The 22,773-nt window shown below is 71.9% G+C and carries 26 protein-coding genes; 13 read left to right on the top strand and 13 right to left on the bottom strand.

What is annotated here, in order from left to right; all coding sequences use genetic code 11:
* The first annotated feature begins 131 nt into the window (after nt 1–131).
* Entirely contained in the window at nt 132–995 is an 864-nt protein-coding gene (gene panB / locus ACWEN0_RS46030; protein ID WP_451987810.1) for a 3-methyl-2-oxobutanoate hydroxymethyltransferase, read from the top strand.
* Here the strand turns inward: panB and ACWEN0_RS46025 are convergent.
* Nucleotides 992–1,861 carry a cytochrome c oxidase assembly protein gene (locus ACWEN0_RS46025; RefSeq protein ID WP_451987808.1) on the bottom strand — a complete coding sequence of 290 codons (870 nt, stop codon included), beginning with the start codon at nt 1,859–1,861 and terminating at the stop codon, nt 992–994. The two genes, panB and ACWEN0_RS46025, sit on opposite strands and share 4 nt — an antisense overlap.
* 1 nt (nt 1,862) lies before the next feature.
* Nucleotides 1,863–2,789, bottom strand: a complete 927-nt coding sequence (locus tag ACWEN0_RS46020) for an undecaprenyl-diphosphate phosphatase (protein ID WP_451987806.1) — start codon at nt 2,787–2,789, stop codon at nt 1,863–1,865.
* A 233-nt stretch (nt 2,790–3,022) separates the two neighbouring features.
* On the opposite strand from ACWEN0_RS46020, the gene ACWEN0_RS46015 reads away from it, so the two are divergent.
* Nucleotides 3,023–3,157 carry a hypothetical protein gene (locus tag ACWEN0_RS46015; RefSeq protein WP_451987804.1) on the top strand — a complete coding sequence of 45 codons (135 nt, stop codon included), beginning with the start codon at nt 3,023–3,025 and terminating at the stop codon, nt 3,155–3,157.
* Nucleotides 3,158–3,286: 129 nt separating this feature from the next.
* Nucleotides 3,287–4,231 carry a prolyl aminopeptidase gene (gene pip, locus ACWEN0_RS46010; RefSeq protein ID WP_451987802.1) on the top strand — a complete coding sequence of 315 codons (945 nt, stop codon included), beginning with the start codon at nt 3,287–3,289 and terminating at the stop codon, nt 4,229–4,231.
* On the opposite strand, the gene ACWEN0_RS46005 is transcribed toward pip, so the two are convergent.
* Nucleotides 4,217–4,771 (bottom strand): TetR/AcrR family transcriptional regulator, encoded by a 555-nt coding sequence (locus ACWEN0_RS46005; protein WP_451987800.1) that lies wholly within the window; start codon nt 4,769–4,771, stop codon nt 4,217–4,219. The genes pip and ACWEN0_RS46005 overlap by 15 nt on opposite strands.
* Before the next feature lie 59 nt (nt 4,772–4,830).
* On the opposite strand from ACWEN0_RS46005, the gene ACWEN0_RS46000 reads away from it, so the two are divergent.
* Both ACWEN0_RS46000 and ACWEN0_RS45995 read left to right on the top strand, forming a co-directional pair.
* On the top strand, nt 4,831–5,610 hold the full coding sequence (locus tag ACWEN0_RS46000) for an SDR family NAD(P)-dependent oxidoreductase (protein WP_451987798.1): 780 nt from the start codon (nt 4,831–4,833) through the stop codon (nt 5,608–5,610).
* Nucleotides 5,611–5,662: 52 nt separating this feature from the next.
* Nucleotides 5,663–6,445 carry a class I SAM-dependent methyltransferase gene (locus tag ACWEN0_RS45995; RefSeq protein ID WP_451987796.1) on the top strand — a complete coding sequence of 261 codons (783 nt, stop codon included), beginning with the start codon at nt 5,663–5,665 and terminating at the stop codon, nt 6,443–6,445.
* Here the strand turns inward: ACWEN0_RS45995 and ACWEN0_RS45990 are convergent.
* The 5 genes from ACWEN0_RS45990 to ACWEN0_RS45970 are packed head-to-tail and all read right to left on the bottom strand — an operon-like array spanning nt 6,428 to nt 11,790.
* Nucleotides 6,428–7,225, bottom strand: coding sequence for an ABC transporter permease (locus ACWEN0_RS45990; RefSeq protein WP_451987794.1), 798 nt, complete (start codon nt 7,223–7,225; stop codon nt 6,428–6,430). The two genes, ACWEN0_RS45995 and ACWEN0_RS45990, sit on opposite strands and share 18 nt — an antisense overlap.
* Before the next feature lie 8 nt (nt 7,226–7,233).
* Nucleotides 7,234–8,073: an ABC transporter permease gene (locus tag ACWEN0_RS45985; RefSeq protein WP_451987792.1), complete on the bottom strand. Its 840-nt coding sequence runs from the start codon at nt 8,071–8,073 to the stop codon at nt 7,234–7,236.
* Nucleotide 8,074: 1 nt separating this feature from the next.
* Nucleotides 8,075–9,277 carry an ABC transporter substrate-binding protein gene (locus tag ACWEN0_RS45980; RefSeq protein WP_451987790.1) on the bottom strand — a complete coding sequence of 401 codons (1,203 nt, stop codon included), beginning with the start codon at nt 9,275–9,277 and terminating at the stop codon, nt 8,075–8,077.
* An 18-nt stretch (nt 9,278–9,295) separates the two neighbouring features.
* Nucleotides 9,296–10,360, bottom strand: a complete 1,065-nt coding sequence (locus tag ACWEN0_RS45975; RefSeq protein ID WP_451987788.1) for an ABC transporter ATP-binding protein — start codon at nt 10,358–10,360, stop codon at nt 9,296–9,298.
* 8 nt (nt 10,361–10,368) lie between these two features.
* On the bottom strand, nt 10,369–11,790 hold the full coding sequence (locus ACWEN0_RS45970) for a gamma-aminobutyraldehyde dehydrogenase (RefSeq protein WP_451987786.1): 1,422 nt from the start codon (nt 11,788–11,790) through the stop codon (nt 10,369–10,371).
* 111 nt (nt 11,791–11,901) lie between these two features.
* On the opposite strand from ACWEN0_RS45970, the gene ACWEN0_RS45965 reads away from it, so the two are divergent.
* Nucleotides 11,902–12,636, top strand: a complete 735-nt coding sequence (locus ACWEN0_RS45965; RefSeq protein WP_451987784.1) for a FadR/GntR family transcriptional regulator — start codon at nt 11,902–11,904, stop codon at nt 12,634–12,636.
* A 33-nt stretch (nt 12,637–12,669) separates the two neighbouring features.
* Entirely contained in the window at nt 12,670–13,383 is a 714-nt protein-coding gene (locus ACWEN0_RS45960; RefSeq protein ID WP_451987782.1) for a hypothetical protein, read from the top strand.
* On the opposite strand, the gene ACWEN0_RS45955 is transcribed toward ACWEN0_RS45960, so the two are convergent.
* On the bottom strand, nt 13,380–13,766 hold the full coding sequence (locus ACWEN0_RS45955) for a hypothetical protein (RefSeq protein WP_451987780.1): 387 nt from the start codon (nt 13,764–13,766) through the stop codon (nt 13,380–13,382). The genes ACWEN0_RS45960 and ACWEN0_RS45955 overlap by 4 nt on opposite strands.
* A 34-nt stretch (nt 13,767–13,800) precedes the next feature.
* Complete coding sequence (locus tag ACWEN0_RS45950; RefSeq protein WP_451987778.1) at nt 13,801–15,240, bottom strand: PucR family transcriptional regulator; 1,440 nt, start codon at nt 15,238–15,240, stop codon at nt 13,801–13,803.
* 103 nt (nt 15,241–15,343) lie between these two features.
* Between ACWEN0_RS45950 and gabT the strand changes: the two genes are divergently transcribed.
* From gabT to ACWEN0_RS45930, 4 genes are read left to right on the top strand one after another with little or no spacing between them, the layout of a single operon-like run.
* Nucleotides 15,344–16,699, top strand: a complete 1,356-nt coding sequence (gene gabT / locus ACWEN0_RS45945) for a 4-aminobutyrate--2-oxoglutarate transaminase (RefSeq protein ID WP_451987776.1) — start codon at nt 15,344–15,346, stop codon at nt 16,697–16,699.
* A complete protein-coding gene (locus tag ACWEN0_RS45940; protein ID WP_451987774.1) occupies nt 16,696–18,123 on the top strand; it encodes an aldehyde dehydrogenase family protein in 1,428 nt (475 codons plus the stop codon). The genes gabT and ACWEN0_RS45940 overlap by 4 nt, the downstream gene beginning before the upstream one ends.
* A 6-nt stretch (nt 18,124–18,129) precedes the next feature.
* A complete protein-coding gene (locus tag ACWEN0_RS45935) occupies nt 18,130–18,258 on the top strand; it encodes a hypothetical protein (RefSeq protein ID WP_451987772.1) in 129 nt (42 codons plus the stop codon).
* Complete coding sequence (locus tag ACWEN0_RS45930; protein WP_451987770.1) at nt 18,255–18,587, top strand: hypothetical protein; 333 nt, start codon at nt 18,255–18,257, stop codon at nt 18,585–18,587. Before ACWEN0_RS45935 ends, ACWEN0_RS45930 begins: the two co-directional genes overlap by 4 nt.
* On the opposite strand, the gene ACWEN0_RS45925 is transcribed toward ACWEN0_RS45930, so the two are convergent.
* Nucleotides 18,520–19,290, bottom strand: a complete 771-nt coding sequence (locus ACWEN0_RS45925; protein WP_451987768.1) for a helical backbone metal receptor — start codon at nt 19,288–19,290, stop codon at nt 18,520–18,522. The two genes, ACWEN0_RS45930 and ACWEN0_RS45925, sit on opposite strands and share 68 nt — an antisense overlap.
* Complete coding sequence (locus tag ACWEN0_RS45920; RefSeq protein ID WP_451987842.1) at nt 19,287–20,693, bottom strand: RNB domain-containing ribonuclease; 1,407 nt, start codon at nt 20,691–20,693, stop codon at nt 19,287–19,289. Before ACWEN0_RS45920 ends, ACWEN0_RS45925 begins: the two co-directional genes overlap by 4 nt.
* A gap of 129 nt (nt 20,694–20,822) precedes the next feature.
* Here ACWEN0_RS45920 and ACWEN0_RS45915 point away from each other — a divergent pair, with 129 nt between their 5' ends.
* A complete protein-coding gene (locus ACWEN0_RS45915; protein ID WP_451987766.1) occupies nt 20,823–21,767 on the top strand; it encodes an ATP-binding protein in 945 nt (314 codons plus the stop codon).
* Here the strand turns inward: ACWEN0_RS45915 and ACWEN0_RS45910 are convergent.
* Entirely contained in the window at nt 21,764–21,961 is a 198-nt protein-coding gene (locus tag ACWEN0_RS45910; RefSeq protein WP_451987764.1) for a hypothetical protein, read from the bottom strand. The genes ACWEN0_RS45915 and ACWEN0_RS45910 overlap by 4 nt on opposite strands.
* A 439-nt stretch (nt 21,962–22,400) precedes the next feature.
* On the opposite strand from ACWEN0_RS45910, the gene ACWEN0_RS45905 reads away from it, so the two are divergent.
* Nucleotides 22,401–22,773, top strand: a 373-nt coding sequence (locus tag ACWEN0_RS45905) for a hypothetical protein (protein ID WP_451987762.1), incomplete at its 3' end; no start/stop codon positions are given.

The raw sequence follows: 22,773 nt of genomic DNA, 5'->3' as shown, positions 1-22,773 counted from the left end.
CCGCCGCACGAGGGTGTGAAGCTGGTCCCACCAGGTTGGGGCCCGTGCGTCAGCGTGTCACGCTTTGAGACGCCTCTGCTCCACGACCCGGGGACCTCACCGAGGCCTCGAGGGAAGGACGGTCGACGACGATGTCTGCCAGCGCCGAAGAACCCGCCCCCTACGGCACCGGACCCGCCGCCAAGCCGGCGCCGGGCCGGAAGGTCCGCGTCCACCACCTGCGCGAGCTCAAGGACCGCGGCGAACCGTGGCCCATGCTCACCGCGTACGACATGTACACCGCCGCCCTGTTCGACGAGGCCGGGATCCCCGTGCTGCTCGTCGGCGACTCCGCGGCCAACAACGTCTTCGGGTACGACACGTCGCTGCCGGTGACGGTCGACGAGCTGCTGCCGCTGGTCCGGGCGGTCACCCGGTCGGTCAAGCGGGCCCTGGTGGTCGCCGACCTGCCGTTCGGCTCCTACCAGCTCTCGCCGCAGCAGGCGCTCGAGACGTCCGTGCGGTTCATGAAGGAGGGCCGCGCGCACGCCGTGAAGCTCGAGGGCGGCCGGCGGTTCGCCGCGCACGTCGAGGCGCTGACCTCGGCCGGGGTGCCGGTGATGGGTCACATCGGGTTCACCCCGCAGAGCGAGCACAACCTCGGCGGCTACCGGGTGCAGGGGCGCGGCGAAGCGGCGGACGTGCTGCTCGCCGACGCACTGGCGCTGCAGGAGGCCGGGGCGTTCGCGGTGGTGATGGAGATGGTGCCCGCCGAAGCCGCGAAGCGCGTCACGGCGGAGCTGAAGATCCCGACGGTCGGCATCGGCGCCGGCCCGGACTGCGACGCCCAGGTGCTGGTCTGGCAGGACATGGCCGGGCTGCGGCGCGGCAAGGCACCGCGGTTCGTCAAGCGCTACGCCGACGTCGCGACCGTGCTGCAGAACGCGGCGACGGCCTTCGCCGAGGACGTCCGCCGCGGCGAGTTCCCGGCTCCGGAACACGCTTTCCACGACTAACCCCGGTTCCTGAACCGCTCGGCGAGCGCCGGGTCGTTCTCCCACCACAGCCCCGACGTCGAAGCGGCGCCCGAAGCGGCTTGTTCGTCCAGCTGGACGTCGATCTGCTTCGCGCGCCGCTCGTCGTCGCGGGCCCAGCGGACGAACAACGCCACGACGAACGGCAGGCCGGCGACGTCGCCACCGATCCACAGCACACCCGCGCCGATGATCTGGTCGGTCCGGGGGTCCGGGCCGCGGCCGGGGTGCGCCGCGGCGTAGTGGTCCGGGGCGAGCAGCGGGCCGAGCCAGAGCACCAGGCCGAGCGCGCCGTCGAAGATCACCTCGGTGAACGCGATCCACACGGACACGAGGTGCGGGTCCCGGCGCGGCGTCGGGTCGAGGCCGAGGCGCGTCCAGAAGTACGTGAAGCCGCACAGCACGAGAACTACCCGGACCAGCCCGTCGGCAACCGGCGAGCGCAGCGTGAGGTCGTAGAGCGGGGTCAGGTAGACCACCAGCACCGGCGCGACCAGCACGACCGTGACGACCGGCGGGAACGTCAGGGCCCGCGCCACCGGGCCGCGGCCGTGGCGCCGCAGCCAGGCCGCGGGCCGCGTGTCCAGCAGGAGCCGGATCGGCGCGCCCAGGGCCAGCAGCAGCGGCGTGACCATCAGCAGCGTCGTGGTCTGGACCGCGCGGACCCAGAAGAACGTCGTGTCGTAGACGGCCAGCGGCGAGCAGGTGACCAGCACGATCGTCGCGAGGCCGGTGAGGAACGCCGTCGTGCGGCCCGCCGGCCAGCCGCGGCCGCGGGCGGCCCGGACGTAGAGCACGCCGAGCACGAGGACGACGATGACGGCCGGGGCGTCGAACGTCAGAGGCACGTCACACCGCGAAGTAGAGCAGGCTGCCGATTCCGGCGACCACGCAGTAAATGGCGAACGGGGTCAGAGTTCGCGTTTCGAAGTATCCGGTGAGGAACCGGACAGAAATGTACGAAGCCACCCCGGCGATGACGCTGCCAACGAGGGCCGGGCCGAGCGAAGCCTGGTTCTCCGGGGCGAACAGCGTCGGCATCTTGAGGACGCCGGCGGCGAGGATGACCGGGGTGGCGAGCAGGAAGGCGAACCGCGCGGCGTCTTCGTGGCCGAGCCCGCGGCGCAGCCCCGCGACCATCGTGATGCCGGACCGGCTGATGCCGGGCAGCAGCGCCAAGATCTGCGCCGCGCCGATCAGCACGGCCTCGCCGACCCCCAGCTTCGCCAGCCGGACGTCGGTCGCCTCCTCGACCGTGACCGCCCGCATGACCAGGGTTTCCTCGGCCGAGAAGTCCACCGTGTCCGCTTCGTCGGACGGTTTGGCGCGCGAGAACTTCTCGGCGGCGTAAAGCACACCGCCGTTGAGCGCCAGGAAGATCGCCGACGGCACCGGCTTGCCGAGGAAGTCGCGCAGCAGCCCTTCCAGCAGCAGGCCGGCCAGCCCGACGGGGATGGTGGCGAGCACGAGCAGCCACGCGAGCCGCTGGTCGGGGGTGCGGACTTCGCGGCGGCGGATCGACGTCCAGAGGCCGCCGATGATCCGCACCCAGTCCTTGCGGAAGAACAGCACCAGCGCCAGTGCGGTGGCGACGTGCATCGCGACGAGCACCGCGAGGTACGGCGAATCCTTGCCGATGCTCAGGTCCCGCTGCCATTGCCCGCCGAGCCAGGCGGGCAGCAGGATGCTGTGGCCGAGACTGGACACCGGAAACAATTCCGACACCCCTTGCAAGGCGCCGACGACAATCGCCTCGACATAGGTCACCGCGGACATTCCGGGTCCTTCCGTACCGCTTTCCGAGATCTCGTCACCGGAAAGTACCGGCCCATTCGTTAACACCGGGCAAGGGGGATGTGGTCACTCAGCGTTCCCTCAGCGGATCCTCTACCAGACGTTCACATCCATGAAAATCAATCATGTTCTTGACTGGTGTTCCGGTCGTGGCTTAGCGTTTAGCCCGTCGCCGCCACGACGAAGAGTTCGAACCCTCGACGAGGAGGACCGGAATGCGTGAGCGGACTGCCGGCCGTCGTGACCACCCCGACGGCCGCGGTGTTCACCACCACGACCGCGGGACCCGCATCTGGGCCGCCGCCCCCTCCGGAGCCGGGAACTTCGCGGACGCGGCCACCGGCCGCTGACGCGTCATCGACCGGGAGCCCGCTCAGCCCGGCGGCGGGGGCGGGCTCCCACCTTTCTTGGCCGTCGTCCCGGTACCCGGCGGCGGGGCATCGGGGCGACGGTCAGGACCCTCCGGCAAAGTGTCACCCATGGACGAGCTCTACCCGCCGGTTCCCCTGCGCGCGGAAGGTTTTCTGGACGTCGGCGACGGCCACCGGATCCGCTGCCAGGAGGCCGGCGACCCGGCCGGGAAGCCGGTCGTGGTGCTGCACGGCGGGCCGGGCAGCGGGATCGCGCCGATGGCGGCGCGGCACTTCGACCCCGCGGCCTACCGGATCGTCCTGTTCGACCAGCGCGGGTCCGGCCGGTCGACACCGGGCGCGGACGACCTGGGCGCCAACACCCTGTGGCACCTGGTGTCCGACATGGAAGTGCTGCGCGAGCGGCTCGGCATCGACCGCTGGCAGCTCTTCGGCGGTTCCTGGGGCGCGACGCTCGCGCTCGCCTACGCGGAGACGCACCCTTCGCGCGTCAGCGAGATCATCCTGCGGGGCGTGTTCACCGTGCGCCGCAGCGAACTCGACTGGATCTACCGGGGCGGGGCCGCGAACCTGTTCCCGCGCGAGTGGGAGGCCTTCCTCGCCCCGATCCCGCCGGACCGCCGGGACGACCCCCTGGCCGCCTACGCCACCTTGCTCGACGACCCCGACGAAGGCGTCCGGAACCGGGCCGCGGTCGCGTGGAGCACGTGGGAGGGCGCGACGGTCTCAGTCCGGCCGCACGAGTCGTTCCTCCGCCAGTACGCCGACCCGGAGTTCGCGCTGACCTTCGCGCGGCTCGCCGTCCACTACTTCTCCCACGGCGCGTGGCTCGAAGACGGCCAGCTGATCCGCGACGCGGGCAAGCTCGCGGACATCCCCGGCACGATCGTGCAGGGCCGCTACGACGCGGTGTGCCCGCCGGTCACCGCGTACGAACTGCACCGCGCGTGGCCGGGTTCGGTGCTGAACCTGCTCGAGGGCGCGGGGCACGCGGTGACCGACCCGGGCGTGCTGGCCGCCCTGCGCGCGGCGACGGACTCATTCCGCGAGTAGCACCGCGAACACCTTTTCGAGCTTGCGCCGCAGCGTCCCTTCGTCCGCGCGGTTCAGCCCGGTGCTGCCGATCAGCGCGCGCATGACCCAGAACCCGGCGATGACCGCGAGGACCATCGCGGGCCCCTCGGTGCCGTCGCGGGCCGGGAGGACGTCGGTCAGGTGCTTCTCGACGTGCCGCTCGATGCCGGCGCGCAGGATCTCCGCGGCCCGCGGGTTCGGCGCCGAGCGCAGCATCAGCAGGAACGGGTCGAGTCGGCCGGCGTCCGGCGCGGTCCGCCGGACCAGGGCGGCCGCGATGTCGGCGGCCAGCGTCGCCGGGTCGTCGGTCAGCACCGTCCGCTCGGCCATCGCCGCCTCGACGACCTCGGCGAACAGCCCTTCCTTCGAGCCGAAGTAGCGGTTGACGAGCATTGCCGTGACCCCGGCGGACTGGGCGATCTCGCGCACGCCGGCGCCGTCGTAGCCGGCCCGGGTGAACGCTTCGAGCGCGGACGCCAGGATCGCTTCCCGGGTCGCGGCGGCGTTGCGGGTCTTCATGTATACGAGTGTAGACTTGCGTTAAGTCTACAGGTGTATACATAGATCGGAGGGGTCTCGTGGACCTCGGAATCACCGGCCGGCGCGCCCTCGTCACCGGCTCCAGCGCGGGTCTCGGCGCGGCGATCGCGCGGCTGCTGGCCGCGGAGGGCGCGGCCGTGGTCGTCCACGGCCGGGACGCGACCCGCGCCGGAAAGGTCGCGGCCGAGATCGGCGCGGCCGGGGTGGCCATCGGCGACCTGTCGACCGACGAGGGCGCGGCCGCGGCGGCCGCCGCGGCCGGGAACGTCGACATCCTGGTCAACAACGCCGGCTCGTACGACCACCTGTCGTGGTCCGACGCGACGCCGGAGGACTGGACGGCGGCCTACGAGGCGAACGTCGTCTCGGCGGTCCGGATGATCCACCGGTTCGTGCCGGGCATGCGCGAGCGCGGCTGGGGCCGCGTGGTCCAGATCGGCGGCGGGCTGGCGATCCAGCCGATGGCGCTGCAGCCGCACTACACCGCGACGCTCGCCGCGCGGCACAACCTCGCGGTGTCGCTCGCCCGGGACCTCGCCGGGACGGGCGTGACGTCGAACGTGGTCTCGCCGGGCGCGATCCTGGTGGACTCGGTGCGGGACCTGCTCACGGAAATCGCACCCGCACACGGCTGGGGCGACGCATGGGCTGACATCGAGCGCAACGCGGCGCGCGACTTCGTGCCGAACGACGTCGGGCGCTTCGGGCGTCCCGAGGAGATCGCGGCCGCGGTCGGCTACCTCGTGAGCCCGGCGGCGGCGTACGTGAGCGGCGCGACGATCCGCGTCGACGGCGGCACGATCCGTTCGGTGCACTGAAGTTCGCCCGTTCGGGCCCGGCCCGGCGGCCCGTGCTGAGGACACTGGCGCCATGAGCGACTACATCCTCGCCCAGGCGCCGGACCGCGAAACCGAGCGGCGGCGGCTGGCGTTGCTGCAGGAGTACCACGACGCGCCGACGATCCGCGGGCTCGAGGCCACCGGCGTCACGGCGGGCTGGCGCTGCCTCGACGCGGGCGCGGGCGCCGGGTCGATCAGCCGGTGGCTCGCCGGCCGGGTCGGGACGGGTGGCGCCGTGCTGGCCGTCGACCTCGACCCGAGTCTGCTGGAAGAGCGGGAGAACCTCGGCGTGCGCCGGCTCGACCTGCGGAGCGACCCGTTGCCGGACCGGGCGTTCGACCTCGTCCACGCGCGGCTCGTGCTGACCCACCTGCCGGAGCGCGAAGAGGTCCTCGACCGGCTGGTGCGCGCCGCGCGCCCGGGTGGCTGGGTGGTCGTCGGCGACATCAACTTCGGCACCACCCGGCCGGACGGCGACGACGCCGCGTTCACCCGCGTCGCCGACGCCTACCCGGCGGCGTCGGCGAGCGCGGGCGGCGATCCCGCGCTCGGCCCGAAGCTCGCCGGGATGCTGGTCCACCGCGGCCTCACCGAGATCCACGCCGAGGCCTACCGGACCTACGAGTTCGGCGGCAGCGTCGGCTCGCTCGCGATGAGCTTGACGTTCGAACGGATCCGGGAGCCCGCTCGCGCCCTCGGCGTGACCGACGCCGACGTCGACCACACCCGGGCGCGGCTGGCCGATCCCGGGTTCGGCTTCTTCGGCCCCGAGTTCTGGACGGTCCGGGGCCGGAAGTCAGAGACGTCCGCCTGAAGCCGTGTCGCCCGAAAGCCGTTGCGCCAGGTACACCGGCACCGTCGACACCACGATCAGCACCGCCGCGACGACGTTGACGATCGGGGCCTGGTTGGGCCGGAACAGGTTGTCGTAGATCCAGATCGGCAGCGTCTCCATGCCGGTGCCGAGGGTGAACGTCGTCACGATGATCTCGTCGAACGACAGCGCGAACGCCAGGAGCCCGCCCGCCAGCAGCGCCGAGCGCAGCATCGGGAACGTCACCAGCCGGAACGTCGTGAAGCCGGTCGCGCCGAGGTCCATCGACGCTTCCTCGAGGTTGCCGCCCATCCGCCGCAGCCGCGCGACGACGTTGTTGAACACCACCACGATGCAGAACGTCGCGTGCGCGATGATCGCCGTCAGCAGGCCGAGGTCGATGCCGAGGATCGTGCGGAAGGCGTTGTTCAGCGCGATGCCGGTGACGATGCCCGGCAACGCGATCGGCAGGATGATCAGCAGCGACACCGGGTTCCGGCCGAAGAACCGGTAGCGCTGCAACGCGAACGCGGCCATCGTGCCGAGCACCAGCGCGATCGCCGTCGCCGCCAGACCGGCCTCGACGCTCGTCCACAGGGCGTGCAGCGCCCCCTCGTTCGACGCCGCGCGGCCCCACCACTCCAGCGTGAAGCTCGACGGCGGGAAGCCGAACGTCGTGTCCGCGTTGAAGGAGTTGAGCAGCACCACCACCAGCGGGAAGTAGATCACCGCCAGGCCGAGGCCCAGCGCGGTCCACAGCAGCGCCCGGGACGTCCGCACCGCGACTCCTAGAGGTTGTCCAGCGCGCCGGTGCGGCGCACCGCGGCCAAGTAGACGAGCATGATCACGACCGGCACGGTCGCCACCGTCGCCGCGAAGGGCAGGTTGTTGGCGGCGCCGATGTTGTCGTAGACGACGTTGCCGAGCATCTGCGACGTGCCGCCGACGATCTTCACGGCGATGTAGTCGCCCAGCGACAACGAGAACGTGAAGATCGAGCCGGCCACGATCGCCGGGAACGTCAGCGGCAGGATCACCGAGCGGAACGTCCGCGGCGAGCGGGCGCCGAGGTCGCCCGAAGCGTCCACAAGGGAGTCCGGCAGCCGGTCGAGGCCCGCGTAGATCGGCAGGATCATGTACGGCAGCCACAGGTAGGACAGCGTGATGATGGTGGCCGTGACGCCGTACCCGGGTGAGATCCAGCTCAGCGCGCCGTTGCCCGACAGCATCGAGCGCCAGGCGTACGCCTTGACCAGGTAACTCGCCCAGAGCGGCGTCATCACCGCGATCACCAGGATCCGCTGCGCGCGCGGCGACGCGAGCTTGGCCATCGCGTAGGCCATCGGGAACGCGATGACCGCGTCGATCACCGTGACCAGCGCGGCGATCCCGACCGTGCGGAAGGTGATCGTGCGGTAGACCGCGTCGCTGAACAACGTCTTGAAGTTGTCCAGCGACCACTCGATGGCGACCTGGCCGGTGAACGCGTCGGTGTGCCAGAACGCCGTCACGAACAACGCGGCGAGCGCGCCCAGGTAGGCCAGGCCGAGCCAGAGCAGCGGGGCCGAGAGCAGGAAGCCCAAGCGCAGCCTGGGCTTCCTGTAGAAGAAGGCCGATACGGCGGTCATGTCAGCCCTTGATCTCGGTCCACGCCTTGGTCCACTCGCCGTAGTCCTTGCACTTGACGTCCGTGCGGCCGTCGAGGCACTGCTGGATCGGCGTGGTCCAGTACGCGATCTTCGACGCGTAGGCGGAGTCGTTGGCGTGGTAGGTGTCGCAGAGCGTCTTGTCGGTCATCTCCGCGCACGCCTTGGTGTTCGCCGGCGCCTCGCCGAAGTATTCGGCGACCTGGGCGTTCACCTTCGGGCTGATGATGTAGTCGAGCCACTTGTAGGCGCACGTCTTGTGCGGCGACTTCGCGGCGACCATCCAGGTGTCCGACCACCCGGTAGCGCCTTCGCTCGGCACGGACGCCTCGAGCGGCGCGCCCTCGCCCTTGGTCAGGTTGACCGTGACCTGCCAGGCGGTGCCGACGACGGCGTCGGCGTTCTTCAGCGCCTGGGACTCCTTCAGGTAGTCCGACCAGTACTCGGACACCAGCGGCCGCTGCTGCTTGAGCAGGTTCACCGCGGCGGTGAACTGCTTGTCGTCGAGGGCGTACGGGTTCTTGATGCCCAGGTCCGGCTGGTGCGCCATCAGGTAGAGCGCGGCGTCGGCGATGTAGATCGGCGAGTCGTAGGCGATCACCTTGCCCTTGTAGGGCGAGTTCGCGTCGAACATCACCGACCACGAGTCCGGCGCCGGGGTCACCTTGTCGGTGCGCCAGGTCAGCAGGTTCGCGCCCCATCCGTGCGGGATGCCGTAGGCCACGTTGCCGACGCTGTTCCAGGACTTGTTCTTGAGGAACGGCTGGACGTCGTTGTAGTTCGGGACGAGCGCGGTGTTCACCGGCTCGGCGTCCCCGGAGGCGACCAGCCGCAGCGACGCGTCACCCGACGCGGAGACGACGTCGTACTGCCCGGTCTTCATGAGCGTGACGGCTTCGTCGGACGTGCCGAACGGCTTGACGTTTACCTTGCAGCCGGTCTGCTGCTCGAACGGCGTCACCCAGTTGACCTTCGGGTCGTTGGAGCCGTTCTCCGCATAGCCGGGCCAGGCCAGCACGTTCAGCGCGCCCTCCGGCTGGCCGAGCGCCTTCAGCGCTTCGAGCTTCGGCGGGGTGAACCCCTGCGCGCCCGGCGGCGCGGCGGAGTTCGAACCCGACGTGCCACATGCAGCCAACAGCAGGCTGGCGCCGAGGAGCCCGGCAAGCCGCGTCTTCCTGTTCTTCATGGCATCCCTTTCGCGGTGCTACTGGACCTGGAAGCTGTGCTCGTTGCGCCAAGTGAGCCGGACTCTCCCGGCGGCGAAGGCGCCCTCGGTGTTCTGCTGGACGACCGAGAGCTGGCCACCGGCGTCCAGGGCGACCGAGTAGCGCACGGTCGCGCCCGCGTAGACGACGTCGGTGACCGTGCCGGTCGCGCTGGTGTCCCCCGGCGCCGCGGGTTCGGACAGGGCGTCGTCGATGCGGATCTTCTCCGGGCGGATGCTGAACAGCCCCGGCCGGCCGATCACGGACTCGGCACCGCGGCCGCCGAGCAGGTTGGACGTCCCGACGAACCCGGCGACGAACGCGCTGGCCGGCCGTTCGTAGACCTCTTCGGGCGTCCCGACCTGTTCGATCTTGCCGTCGTTGAAGACGGCGATCCGGTCGCTCATGGTGAGCGCCTCGTCCTGGTCGTGGGTGACGAAGACGAACGTGATGCCGACGTCGCGCTGGATCTGCTTGAGCTCCAGCTGCATCGCCTGCCGCAGCTTGAGGTCGAGCGCGCCGAGCGGCTCGTCGAGCAGCAGCACCTTGGGCCGGTTCACCAGCGCCCGGGCGAGCGCCACGCGCTGGCGCTGGCCGCCGGACAGCTGCGCGGGCTTGCGCGCGCCGTAGTCTTCCAGCCGCACGGTCTTGAGCGCTTCGAGCGCCCGCTCCCGGCGTTGCTGCTTCGGGACGCGCTTGACCTTCAGGCCGTATTCGACGTTCTGCTGCACCGTCATGTGCGGGAACAGGGCGTAGTCCTGGAAGACCGTGTTGACGTCCCGCTCGAACGGCGCCAGGTGCGTGACGTCCCGCCCCTCGAGCTCGATCGAGCCCGCGGTGGGCAGCTCGAACCCGGCGATCAGGCGCAGCACGGTCGTCTTGCCGGAGCCGGACGGGCCGAGCATCGAGAAGAACTCGCCGGGCGGGATGTCGAGGTCGACGCCGTCGACCGCGTGGACGTCGCCGAAGTGCTTGCGCAGCCCGGAAAGCCGGATCGCGGGCCGCGCGGTCTCGTTCGACGGCGCGGGGTCCTCGCGCGTCTCGGTGGGTGCTTGGTTGGGCATCGCCAGCCTCACAGTGCGCTCATCACGTGCTTGATCCGGGTGTAGTCCTCGAGGCCGTACAGCGAGAGGTCCTTGCCGTAGCCCGACTTCTTGAACCCGCCGTGCGGCATCTCGGCCACCAGCGGGATGTGGGTGTTGATCCAGACGCAGCCGAAGTCGAGCTTCGCCGAGACGCGCATCGCGCGCTGGTGGTCGCGGGTCCAGATCGACGACGCGAGGCCGTACTGGACGGCGTTCGCGGCCTTCAGCGCTTCGGCCTCGTCGGAGAACCGCTGCACGGTGATGACCGGGCCGAAGATCTCGTTCTGGCTGATCTCGTCGTCCTGGCGGACGCCGGAGACGACCGTGGCCTCGAAGAAGTAGCCCTCGTCGCCCGCGCGGTGTCCTCCACAGTGGACGGTCGCGTGCCCCGGCAGCCGGTCGATGAACCCGGACACCTTCGCCAGCTGGGCCGCGTTGTTGAGCGGGCCGTACGCGACGTCTTCGTCGTCCGGCTTGCCGGTCTTGGTGGCCTCGGCCTGCCGGGCGAGGGCCGCGACGAAGGTGTCGTGCACCTCGTCGGCGACCAGCACGCGGGTGGCGGCGGTGCAGTCCTGGCCGGCGTTGAAGTAGCCCGCGACGGCGATGGCTTCCGCGGCGGCGTCGAGGTCGGCGTCGGCGAAGACGATGACCGGCGCCTTGCCGCCCAGCTCCAGGTGCACGCGCTTGACGTCGGTGGCCGCCGACTTCGCGACCTCGATGCCCGCGCGGACCGAGCCGGTGATCGACACCATGGCCGGGATGTCGTGCTCGACCAGCGCGCGGCCGGTGTCCCGGTCGCCGCACACGACGTTGAACACGCCCGGCGGCAGGAACTCCCCGGCGATCTCGGCGAGCAGCAGCGTCGAGGCCGGCGTGGTGTCCGACGGCTTGAGCACGATCGTGTTGCCGGCCGCGAGCGCGGGCGCGATCTTCCAGATGGCCATGAGCAGCGGGTAGTTCCACGGCGTGACCTGCGCGCAGACCCCGACCGGCTCACGGCGGACGAAGGACGTGTGGCCCTCCATGTACTCGCCGGCCGAGCGGCCCTCCAGCACGCGGGCGGCGCCGGCGAAGAACCGGACCTGGTCGAGGACCATCGGGATCTCTTCGGCCATGGTCAGCGCGACCGGCTTGCCGGTGTTCGCGGACTCGACCCGGACGATCTCCTCCGCGCGTGCTTCGAGGGCGTCGGCGATCTTCAGCAGCGCGAGCTGGCGCTGGGCCGGTGTCGTCGCCCGCCAGGTCTCGAACGCGGTCGCGGCGACCTGCAGCGCGTTGTCGACGTCCTCGGGCCCGGCGACCGGCGCGGTGCAGTACGGGCGCCCGGTGACCGGGTCGGTGATCTCCGCCGTCCGGCCCGACTTGGACTCGACGTACGCGCCGCCGACGTAGTGCTTCAGCTCCTGCACGGTGGACTCCCTCGGGTTCGCGGGGCTAAAACATATAAGTCCATATGTAATAGGACAAGTGGATCAGGCAAGATTGGTGCGAACGGGTAGCCCCGACGACGAAGGGTCACGATGCGCAAGGGCATGTCGCACAGCGCGCGGTCCGCCATGTTCGCGCCGCTCGGCCAGGTCGGCCGCGCGGAAGCGGTGGCGGCCCGGCTGGTCGACGCCATCACGCTCGGCCTGCTCGCCGACCAGGAGCAGCTGCCGAGCGAAGCCGACCTGGCCACGCAGTTCGGCGTCTCGACCGTGACGGTCCGGGAAGCGCTGGTGGCGTTGCGGCAGCAGGGGCTCGTCGAGACGCGGCGAGGACGCAGCGGCGGCAGCTTCGTCCGCGCGCCGGCCAACCCGCCGTCGGACGCCTGGCGCGCGCGGCTGAGCGAGGTGTCGCTGTCGGACCTGCGCGACGTCGGCGACCACTACCTGGCGATCGCCGGGGCCGCCGCGAAGCTCGCCGCCGAACGCAGCTCCCCCGAGGACGTCGCCCGGCTCGGCTTGGCGACCGACGACCTCCGCACCGCGCGGGGCATCGACTTCACGCGGGCGGAGCGGCAGTTCCACCTGGAGGTCGCGGCCGCGGCGCAGTCACCGCGGCTCACCCACGAAGAGGTCCACCTGCAGGCCGAGCTGGGCGGGCTGCTGTGGCTGCCGATCGGTTCCGAGGCCCACGCGCACGAGGAGCACGCGGCGATCACCGCCGCGATCGACGCCGCCGACGGCGACTTGGCCCGCAAGCTGACGGAGGAACACATCCTGGGCGCGCTCGACCGCCTCGCGGACGTGCACCTCGGCCTGCTCGCCCCGTAAACTCCGCACAACCCGCGCATCGAGGTGAGCACCGTGAACGACACCCGCACGCTGGCCGGCGACGAGGTCGTCGAGCAGGTTTCGGCGCTGGTGGAAGGGGTTTTCGACCGGCTGAAGCCGCTGCTGGCGGCCGCCGAGTCGGTCCTGGCGGACACCCCGTCCGCGGCGGCGCTGCACCGGATCCGCCCGCAGGTCACCGAGGCCCTCGGCGGCCTGATCATCGGCGCGGGCTTCGTCAGCGCACCGAACGTGCTGGCGGACTCCGAGTTCGGCTTCGAGTGGTGGACGCGTTCGGCTTCCGAACCGCCGTCGCAGCTGTTCATCAGCTTGGACCCGGGCAGCGAGAACTTCCTCGACTACACGCGCCAGTCCTGGTTCACGGTCCCGCGCGACACCGGGCGGCGGCACATCAACGGCCCGTACGTCGACTACCTCTGCACGGACGAGTACACGCTGACGTTCACGATCCCGGTGTTCCTGGGCGGAGCTTTCGCGGGTGTGGTGGGCGCCGACGTCTACGTGCGCGAGTTCGAGCGGGCAGTACGGCCGCGGCTGCGGTCACTGGGCCGCGGGGCGGCCCTGCTGAACGCGCAGGGGCGGGTGATCGTGTCGAACAGCGTCCGCCAGCCGACGGGATCGCTGGTGCGCGAGGCCGACGTCCCGGCCTGGTGGTCCGCGGGCGCGGAGCCGGGGCCGTCATTGCGCCGGTGCGGCGATTCGCCGATCGTGCTGGTGACCGGGGACTAAGGGCCGCCCATCATCGCGTAGCCCACGTAGCAGTCGGGCCCGTCTTGCACGAGGACGATCATCGGCGCGCCTTCGGGGACCGGCTTCCTGACGAACACGGGGTGCGCGGCCCCGAACCAGGTGTCCACTTCGTCGACCTGGGCGAGGGTGGCGTCGAGGTTCGCCGACGTCACGCAGTACGGCTCGTCGTGACACCACCCGGCTCCAGCACAGGTGGTGTAGCTGCGGTAGTCCCGCCCGGCGTGGTGGATGCGGTACGGCAGCCCGTGGTCGCCCGGCAGCGCGTAGCCGAAGTGGTTGGCCGTCCAGGGCAGGAACGCGAGCCCGCCCGCCGCGAGGAGGACGACCGCGAGTGCCACCAGTGCCGTGCGTCTGTAGACCACGAGAAGAGGACGTCCGACCCGGCGCTGGTGTTGCTCAGGCCTGCAAAGCCACCCAAAGCTCCGCCCGAACCCCAGGCGCGTCCAGATCCCGGCCGAGCAGTTCCCCGGCCTTCCGGATCCGGTTCCGCAGCGTGTGGCGGTGCACGCCGAGCCGGGCGGCGGCGATGTCCCAGTGGCCGTGGTGTTCCAGCCAGCAGCGCAGGGAATCGACGAGGTCGCCCCGGCCCGTCTCGTCGTGCTCGCGCAACGGTGTCAGCACGCCGCGCGCAAACGCTTGCGCCACCGCCGGTTCGATCAGCGACAGCAGGCCCCGGCCCGTGTGCTCGGCCGCCGACACCAGGACCTTGTCCTCCGCCAGCGCGACTCCGGCCGCCAGTTCCGCCTGCTCCAAGCCGGCCGCGAAGTCCGTTGTGGACACCGGGCCGGCCACGCCGCCGTGCAGGGCGCCGATCCGGACCGCCGCGTCCGTCACGGGTCCCGCCTCGCCGATCGCGACCACCGACGAGCCCCACCGCGCCGCGAACACCGGCTCGCTCTCCAGCGCGCCGAGCAGCTTGCGCCGGGCCGCGGGCGAGCCGGCGAACACCAGCACCGACCACGGCGCCGCGGGCGGCTCGGTCCCGGTCGCCGCCAACACCCGCAGGGCCAGCTCGGCCTGACCGCCGGCCAGCAGCTCCAGCAGTCCCGTGCGCAACGCCTCCCGCGCCGCGGCCTGCGCGCGATCCTGTTCCAGCGCCAGGGAAAGCACCGACACCGCGGTGTTCACGATGTGCCGCCCCGCGGTGTCGAGCGACGCCCCGACGGCCAGCACCCGGCGCGCGCTCGTGTCGAGTGTCTGGAGCACGACCTCTTCGCCGTCGAGGACGACAACCCGCGTGCCGGTGCGAAGCCGCTCCAGTTCTTCGCGCAGAGAAGGGCCGTACGCGCGTGCGCTCGCCGGAGCAGCTTCGACGGCCGTGGTGCGCTCGAGAAGCAGCACCCAGCCGTCGACGAGCTTCGCGAGCTTCCGCAGCACCCCCGCCGGGCCACCCTTGCCGACCGCCGTGCGGGTCAGCTCCTGCTGGGCCCGGCCGATCCGGACCGTCGTCGCGTACTCGTCCGCCGCCACCGCCCGCGACACCGCGCGGGTGATCGCGATGAACGGCGTCTCGCGCGGCACCTCCAGCACCGGGAGCTCCACCTCGGCCGCCGTGGCCACGAGCGAGCGCGGGACGGAGTCGTGGCTCAGCCCGACGCCGAAGCCGAGCCCGGCGGCTCCCGCGTCGACCAGCCGCCGGACGTAGGCCGGGGACGTGTCCTCGTCGAGGGCCAGCCCGGTGGTGAGCAGGAGCTCGCCGCCTTCGAGGAAGGCCCGCGGGTCGGTCAGCTCGGTCGGGTGCACCCAGCCGATCGGGCGGTCCAAGACGTCTTCGCCGGTCAGCACCCGCAGCCCGAGCGGGCGGTCGGCGGCCAGTCCGGCCAGCGTGAGTGCCATAACGGCACATTCTACGCCCTGATTTGTACAGAACGGCCAGCTGACGGCGGTCGCGCGCGGACTCATCCTGAGGACGTCCACCGACTTCCCCCAGGAGCACGCCGTGACCACGAGCACCACCGCCGAGCCGCAGGCCCCGGCACCCCGGCAGCGCAGGCTGCGCACCGAAATCCCCGGTCCCGTCTCGCGCGAGCTGCAGGAGCGCCGCGCGAACGCCGTCGCGGCCGGGGTCAGCTCGGTGCTGCCCGTCTACGTCACCTCGGCCAGCGGCGGCCTGCTCACCGACGCCGACGGCAACGTCCTGATCGACTTCGGCTCCGGCATCGCGGTGACCAACGTCGGGCACTCGGCGCCGGCGCTCGTCGACCGCGTCCGCAAGCAGGCCTGCTGGTTCACTCACACCTGCTTCATGGTCACGCCGTACGAGGGCTACGTCGAGGTCTGCGAGGCGCTGGCCGAGCTGACGCCGGGTGACCACGCGAAGAAGTCGGTGCTGTTCAACTCCGGGGCCGAGGCCGTCGAGAACGCCGTGAAGATCGCGCGCGTGGCGGCCGGGCGCCAGGCCGTCGTTGTGTTCGACCACGCCTACCACGGCCGCACCAACCTGACCATGGGCATGACCGCGAAGTCGGTGCCCTACAAGCACGGCTTCGGCCCGTTCGCGCCCGAGGTCTACCGCGTGCCGGGGTCGTACCCGTACCGCGACGGCCTGTCCGGCCCCGAGGCGGCCGCGCTGGCCATCGACCGGATCGAGAAGCAGATCGGCGGCGACCAGGTCGCGGCGGTCGTCCTGGAGCCGATCCAGGGCGAGGGCGGCTTCATCGAGCCCGCTCGCGGCTTCCTGCCCGCGATTGCGGCCTGGTGCCGCGAAAACGGCGTCGTGTTCGTCGCCGACGAGGTCCAGACGGGCTTCTGCCGCACCGGCTCCTGGTTCGCCTCCACCGACGAAGACGTGGTCCCGGACCTGATCGCGACGGCCAAGGGCATCGCGGGCGGCCTGCCGCTGTCGGCGGTCACCGGCCGCGCGGAGTTGCTGGACGCGGTCGGGCCGGGTGGCCTCGGTGGCACGTACGGCGGCAACCCGATCGCCTGCGCCGCCGCGCTCGGCTCGATCGAGACGATGAAGTCCGAGAATCTGGCTGAGTCCGCGAAGCGCATCGAGGGTGCCGTGCTGCCGCGGCTGCGGGCCCTGGCCGACGAGACCGGCGTGATCGGCGACGTCCGCGGCCGCGGCGCGATGCTGGCCGCCGAGTTCGTGAGGCCCGGGACCACCGATCCCGACGCCGACCTCACCAAGCGCGTCGCGGCGGCCTGCCACCGCGCCGGCGTGGTCGTGCTGACCTGCGGCACCTACGGCAACGTCGTCCGGCTGCTGCCGCCCCTGTCCCTGTCCAACGACCTGCTCGACGAGGGCCTGGCGGTCCTCGAGCACGCTGTCCGCACGGAGGCTCGCGCATGACTTTCCCCTTCTGGGTCGCCGGAAAGCCGGTGACCGGTGGCTCGACGGCCGTCGTCCGCCACTCCTATGACGGCTCTTCCGCGGGGGCCCATTTCGTGCCGTCCGCGTCGGACGTCGAAGCCGCGGTCCAGGCCGCGCACGACGTCGCGGACGAGTTCGCGACGCTGCCCGCGCACGTCCGCGCGGGGGCGTTGGACCACGTGTCCCGGGCCTTGGGTGAGCGGTCCGAAGAGATCGCCCAGCTGATCACGGCCGAGTCCGGCAAGCCGCTGAAGTGGGCCCGCGGCGAGGTCGGCCGCGCGGTCTCGACGTTCCGCTGGGCGGCCGAAGAAGCGCGCCGCTTCTCGGGCGAGCTGCAGCGCCTCGACACCGACCCGGGCGGCACCGGCCGGCTCGCCCTGGTGCGGCGCGTGCCGCGCGGCCCGGTGCTGGGCATCACGCCGTTCAACTTCCCGCTGAACCTGGTGGCGCACAAGGTGGCCCCGGCGATCGCGGTGGGCGCGCCGATCGTGCTCAAGCCCGCACCGGCGACGCCGCTGACCGCGTTGCTGCTGGGCGAAATCCTGGCCGGGACGGATCTGCCGGCCGGGTCGTGGTCGATCCTGCCGGTGGACAACGAGACGTCGTCGCAGCTGGTCGAGGACCCGCGGCTGCCGGTGGTGTCGTTCACCGGCTCGGTCCCGGTCGGCTGGGCGATCCGCGACCGCGTCCCGCGCAAGCACGTCGCGCTGGAGCTGGGCGGTAACGGCGCGGTGCTCGTCTGCCCGGATTGGCCGGACCTCGACTTCGCGGCGCAGCGGATCGCGACGTTCGCGATGTACCAGGCGGGGCAGTCGTGCATCTCGGTGCAGCGGGTCTACGCGCACACCGACGTCTACGACGCCTTGGCCGAGAAGGTGCTCGCGCAGGTCGCCTCACTGCGCACGGGCGACCCGCGCGCCGACGGCGTCGACGTGGGCCCGCTGATCAACTCCGACGCCGCTGCCCGGGTCTCCTCCTGGGTCGCGGACGCGGTCTCGGCCGGCGCCCGCCTGCTGACCGGCGGCGGACGTTCGGGCGCCACGGTGGAGCCGACGGTGCTGGCGGACGTCCCCGAGGACGCTTCGGTGATGGCCGAGGAGGTGTTCGGACCGGTGGTCTCGCTGGTCCGGGTCGCTTCGGTCGAAGAGGGCGTCGCGCGGATCAACGCGTCCCGCTTCGGCCTGCAGGCGGGCGTGTTCACGCGCGACCTTCCGACGGCGTTCTCGGTCTCGGCGTCCCTTCGCGTGGGCGGCGTCCTGGTGGGCGACGTCCCGAGCTTCCGCGCGGACCAGATGCCGTACGGCGGGGTGAAGGACTCCGGAGTCGGCCGCGAGGGCCCGGCGTCGGCGATGGCGGACTTCACGGAGGAGCGGGTAACGGTCCTGACCGGCTTGACGCTGTAAGGGGTTGTGAGACCCCTGATCCTGCTCGACGTGGACGGCCCGCTGAGCCCGTGGGCGGCGCCGCGCCACGCGAAGCCCGCCGGCTACGTCGAGCACTTCGCGCACCTCGAAGCGTGGCTTGGGGGAATCGCATGACCCTGGCGCGCAAGGGCGCACGGCGCATCACCGTCGACGGCACGGACTACCGCTGGACTGTCCGCCCCAAGGCGACCTATTCGCAGGCGATCGGCGCCACCATGACCTTCGCCGTCGAGCTCGCCGGGCATCCTGGCGCCACGCTGGTCGTCGACACCGGGCGGCCGCGACCGGACAACTGGGTGTGCCCGCCGGGCGAACCGGTCCAGCCGGCCGAGGTCGCCGAGGCCGTCCGCGCCGCGGTGGCGCGGGGCTTCGACTTCACAGCCGCGCCAGTGCCTGCGTCAAAGCGGCGTGGGCGTCGACCAGCGAAGGTCCGTACCAGGTGAGGTGCCGGCCCGAGACCAGGACGTACCGCGCGTCCGGGAAGTGGTCCGGCCCGTCCTCCTCGGTGAACAGGTACGGCTCGTCCGGTAGCACCAGCAGGTCCGCGTCCGCCGCGAAGTGCGCCCGCAGCTCCTCCACGTCCGGCCTCGGGTACCGCTCGTCCGAAGCCGCGTAGACGTTCGCCACCCCGGCCCGGCGCAGGACGTCGCCCGCGAACGTGTCGCGGCCCAGCACGATCCACGGCTTGCGCCACACCGGGACGACCGCGTGGAACCGCACCGGCCGGACCTCGCGCCAGACTTCCTCCGCCGTCACCAGCCACTCCGGCTCGTCCAGCTCGTACGCCTGTGTCAGGATCCGCCGCAGCGAGCCCAGCGCCGCCGGCACCGAAGCCGCCGCGGCCATCACCCACACCGGGATTCCGTTGGCGCGCAGGCGTTCCACGTCCTCCGGGCGGTTCTCCTCCGAGTTGGCCAGCACCAGGTCCGGCGCCAGGTCCAGCACCCGGTCCAGCTTCGGGTACTTCGAGCCACCCACCCGCGGGACGTCCAAAGTGGACGGGTGCGTGCAGTAGTCCGTCGCGCCGGCGAGCCGGCCGGGCGCGCTGACCTCGACCGCTTCCGTCAGCGACGGCACCAGCGAAACCACGCGCGACGCCGGGCCGCGCACCGGCACCGGCTCCCCGAGATCGTCGACGAAGGTCATGCGCGTTCGAACGACACCTTCCGCTTCTCGACGTCGACCGCGGTCAGCCGCACCCCGATCCGCTCCCCCGCGGTCAGCCGCTCCCCCGCGCACTTCGCCATCACCGTCGGGTCCTCGACCAGGATCTCCGCCTTGTTCTCGTCCGCGCGCAGCACGACCGCGCTGAACTCGCCGCCGATGTGCTCGGCCAGCACCCACGCCTCGACCTGGTCGATGCACGCGCGTTCGACCTTCGCGGCGAGCGTGTCCGACGCCGTCATGCGGTCCGGGACGTCCGCGAGCGCCGCCCGCACCCACTCCGGGACTTCGCGACCGGCCGAAACGGCGAGGCAGATCTCCGTGGCGAACCGGTCGACCAGCCGCCGGATCGGCGCCGTGACGTGCGCGTACGACCCGCCGATCCCGGCGTGCGTGGTCAGCGCCGGCAGTTCGCCGTCGAACGCCGTGTAGCCCGCGCCGCGCAGCAGCCGCGTCGTGTCGGCGTAGAGCGCCATCGACGCCGGCTGCCCGGGGTCCAGCCGGGACAGGAACTCCGAAACGGTCGCGCCGGGCGACCACGTGATGCCCAGCGCCTCCGCCGACCGGCGCAGCCAGTCGACGGCCTCGGGCTCCGGGTCGGGCAGCGTGCGCAGGACGCCGACGCGCGCGTCGAGCATGATCCGCGCCGCCGCCATGCCGGTGAGCAGCGAAATCTCGGCGTTCCAGGCGTCGACGGCGGTGCGCGGCCGGCGGGCGAGGACCCAGCCGCCGTCCGCGTCGCCGCTGATCTCCTGCTCCGGCAGCTGCAGTTCGACGGCGCCGCGCCGGACGGCCAGTTCGCGCCGCCGCCGGCCCAGCTCCGGCAACGCGGCCACCGACGGGTGCGGGTGACCGGCGTCGAGCGCCGCCTGCACCGTTTCGTAGTCGAACTGTTCGGTCGACCGCACCAGCGCGCGGCGCACCCGGGTCGCGGTGGGCTCGCCCGCGTCGTCGGTCTCGATGGTCCACAGCACCGCGGGCCGGATTTCCCCCGGCAGCAGGCTTGCCGCCCCCTCGGACAGCACGGGCGGGTGCAGCGGGACGTTCCCGTCGGGCAGGTAGAGCGTCTGCCCGCGCAGGCGCGACTCGCGGTCCAGCGCGCCGCCGGGCGGGACGAACGCGGCCAGGTCGGCGATCGCGTAGTGCACGCGGAAGCCGTGCGCGGTCCGTTCGACGACCATCGCCTGGTCCAGGTCCTTGGAGCCGGGCGGGTCGATGGTGACGAACGGCAGGTCCGTCGCGTCCTCGCGGGGTTCGGGCGAGGCCAGCGGATCGAGGACCGCCGCCTCCGCCTCGGCCAGCACCTCGGGCCCGAAGGACTCCGGCAGCGAAAACTCGGCGCGCAGGGGGCCGAAGTCCCCGCCCGCCGAGTGTGTCCTGATCACGAGGGGAGGCACCCCCCAACCCTAACCCTCGCGGGGCCCGATGATCGCCCGATCGGGCGCGGGCCGGTCGGGTGTACGTTTCTCGGCAATAATGAAAACCGTCTTCATTGTCAGAAGGGAACCCGAGAAGTGAAGATCGCGTTCGTCGGCAAGGGCGGCAGCGGCAAGACCACGCTTTCGTCGCTGTTCGTCGCGTCCCTCGCCGATGCCGGCCTGCCGGTGCTGGCCATCGACGCCGACATCAACCAGCACCTGGCGGTGGCCCTCGGCGCGACCGAGGAGAAAGCGCTCGCCTGGCCGACGCTCGGCGACAACATGGCGCTGATCAAGGACTACCTGCGCGGCGAGAACCCGCGCGTCCCCGACGCGGCGTCGATGATCAAGACGACCCCACCGGGCCGCGGCTCGCGGCTGGTCCGGCCCTTCGAGGACAACCCGGTGTTCTCGGCCTGCTTCCGGCAGCTGGGCGGCGTGCGGCTGGGCGTCACCGGCCAGTTCGACGAGGACGACCTGGGCGTCAAGTGCTACCACTCGAAGGTGGGGGCGGCCGAGCTGCTGCTCAACCACATGGTGGACGTCGAGGGCGAGTACGTCGTGATGGACATGACCGCGGGCGCGGACGCGTTCGCGTCGGGGCTGTTCACGCGGTTCGACGTGACGTTCCTGGTGTGCGAGCCGACGGTGCGGAGCGTGGGCGTGTACCGCCAGTACGCGGACTACGCACGCGACTTCGGCGTGCGGCTCGTGGTGGTGGGCAACAAGGTGACCGACGCCGAGGACGTCGAGTTCCTGCAGGACCAGGTCGGCGACGCGCTGCTGGGGTGGCTGTCGGCTTCGCGGCACGTGCGCGCGGCGGAGCGCGGCACGACCCGGCCGATCACCGAGCTGGAGCCGCGCAACCTGGAGACGCTGGCACTGATGCGGTCGACGGTGGACGCGGAGCGCCGCGACTGGGCGCGCTACCAGCGCCAGGCGGTGGAGTTCCACCTGCGCAACGCCCGCGCCTGGGCCGGCGCCGACCTGGCGTCCCAGGTCGACCCGGAGTTCGTGCTGGGCCCAGGACTGTCGGTCTAGTCGTCGTTCCAGGCGGCGTCGGCGGCGTCGGCCTTCTTGGTCCGCTCACGGGCGATCTCGAGCGCCCGCCGCGCGGTGGCCTCGTCGGGATAGGGCCCGAGCAGGTCGATGCCGCGGCTGCGTTCGAGGTGCTCGACCTCGTGGGTGCGGGTGTTGTAGTACCACCCCTGGTCCGGGTTCGGATCGTTGGACATGGTCCTAGGTTCGCACCCGAAGGCCCGCCTGTCAGCGCTTGTACCGGTAAGGGATCTCGGTCGGCTGCCCGGTGGGGCCGAAGTCCTGGGGTTCTTCGGGTTCCCGGGCCTCGGGGTCGTCGAACTCGTCGAACCACCCGCGCGGGTTGCCCCTGGGCGGAGTGGCGGGCTCTTGCCGGGTCGAGGGTTGCGGCAGAGGGGTGTCTCGGCCGGGGAAGACCGGACGGGCGGCGTTCGGTGGTGCCGGGGGCATCGTTCCCGGACCGGGGAAGACCGGGCGGGCCGGGGCCGCGTGGCGGGTCGGGAACGGTTGGGGGGTCGATTCCGGGCCCGGGAAGACCGGCTTGGGGCGCGCCGGTGGGGTGGTTCCGGCCGGGGGTTGCGGTGGGGGCTGGTTCTGCGGGGTGGCCGGTGCTTGCGGCGGGGTGGCCGGGGGCTGGTGCGGGGCTGGCTGGTGCGCCGGGGCCTGCGCTTCCTGCGCGGCTGCTGGCGGCGGCTGGGGGGCCGCCGGGGCCTGGTGCGCGACGGCCGGTGGCTGCTGCGCCGGGGCCGGAGTTTGCTGCACGACAGCCGGTGGCTGCTGCGCAGCAGCTGGCGGCTGTCGCGGCGACGCGGGGAATTGGTGCGGCGGGGCCGAAGGTTGCTGAGCGACAGCCGGAGGTTGCTGCGAGGCAGCCGGAGGCTGGTGCGCCGCTTCCTGAGCGACAACCGGTGGCTGCTGCGAGGCAGCCGGAGGCTGGTGCGCCGCTTCCTGAGCGACAACCGGTGGCTGCTGCGAGGCAGCCGGAGGCTGGTGCGCCGCTTCCTGAGCG

This window comes from Amycolatopsis sp. NPDC004378 (genome assembly GCF_053602455.1).
The sequence above is the reverse complement of the archived record's forward strand: the minus strand, read 5'-3'. Positions and strand labels throughout refer to the sequence as shown.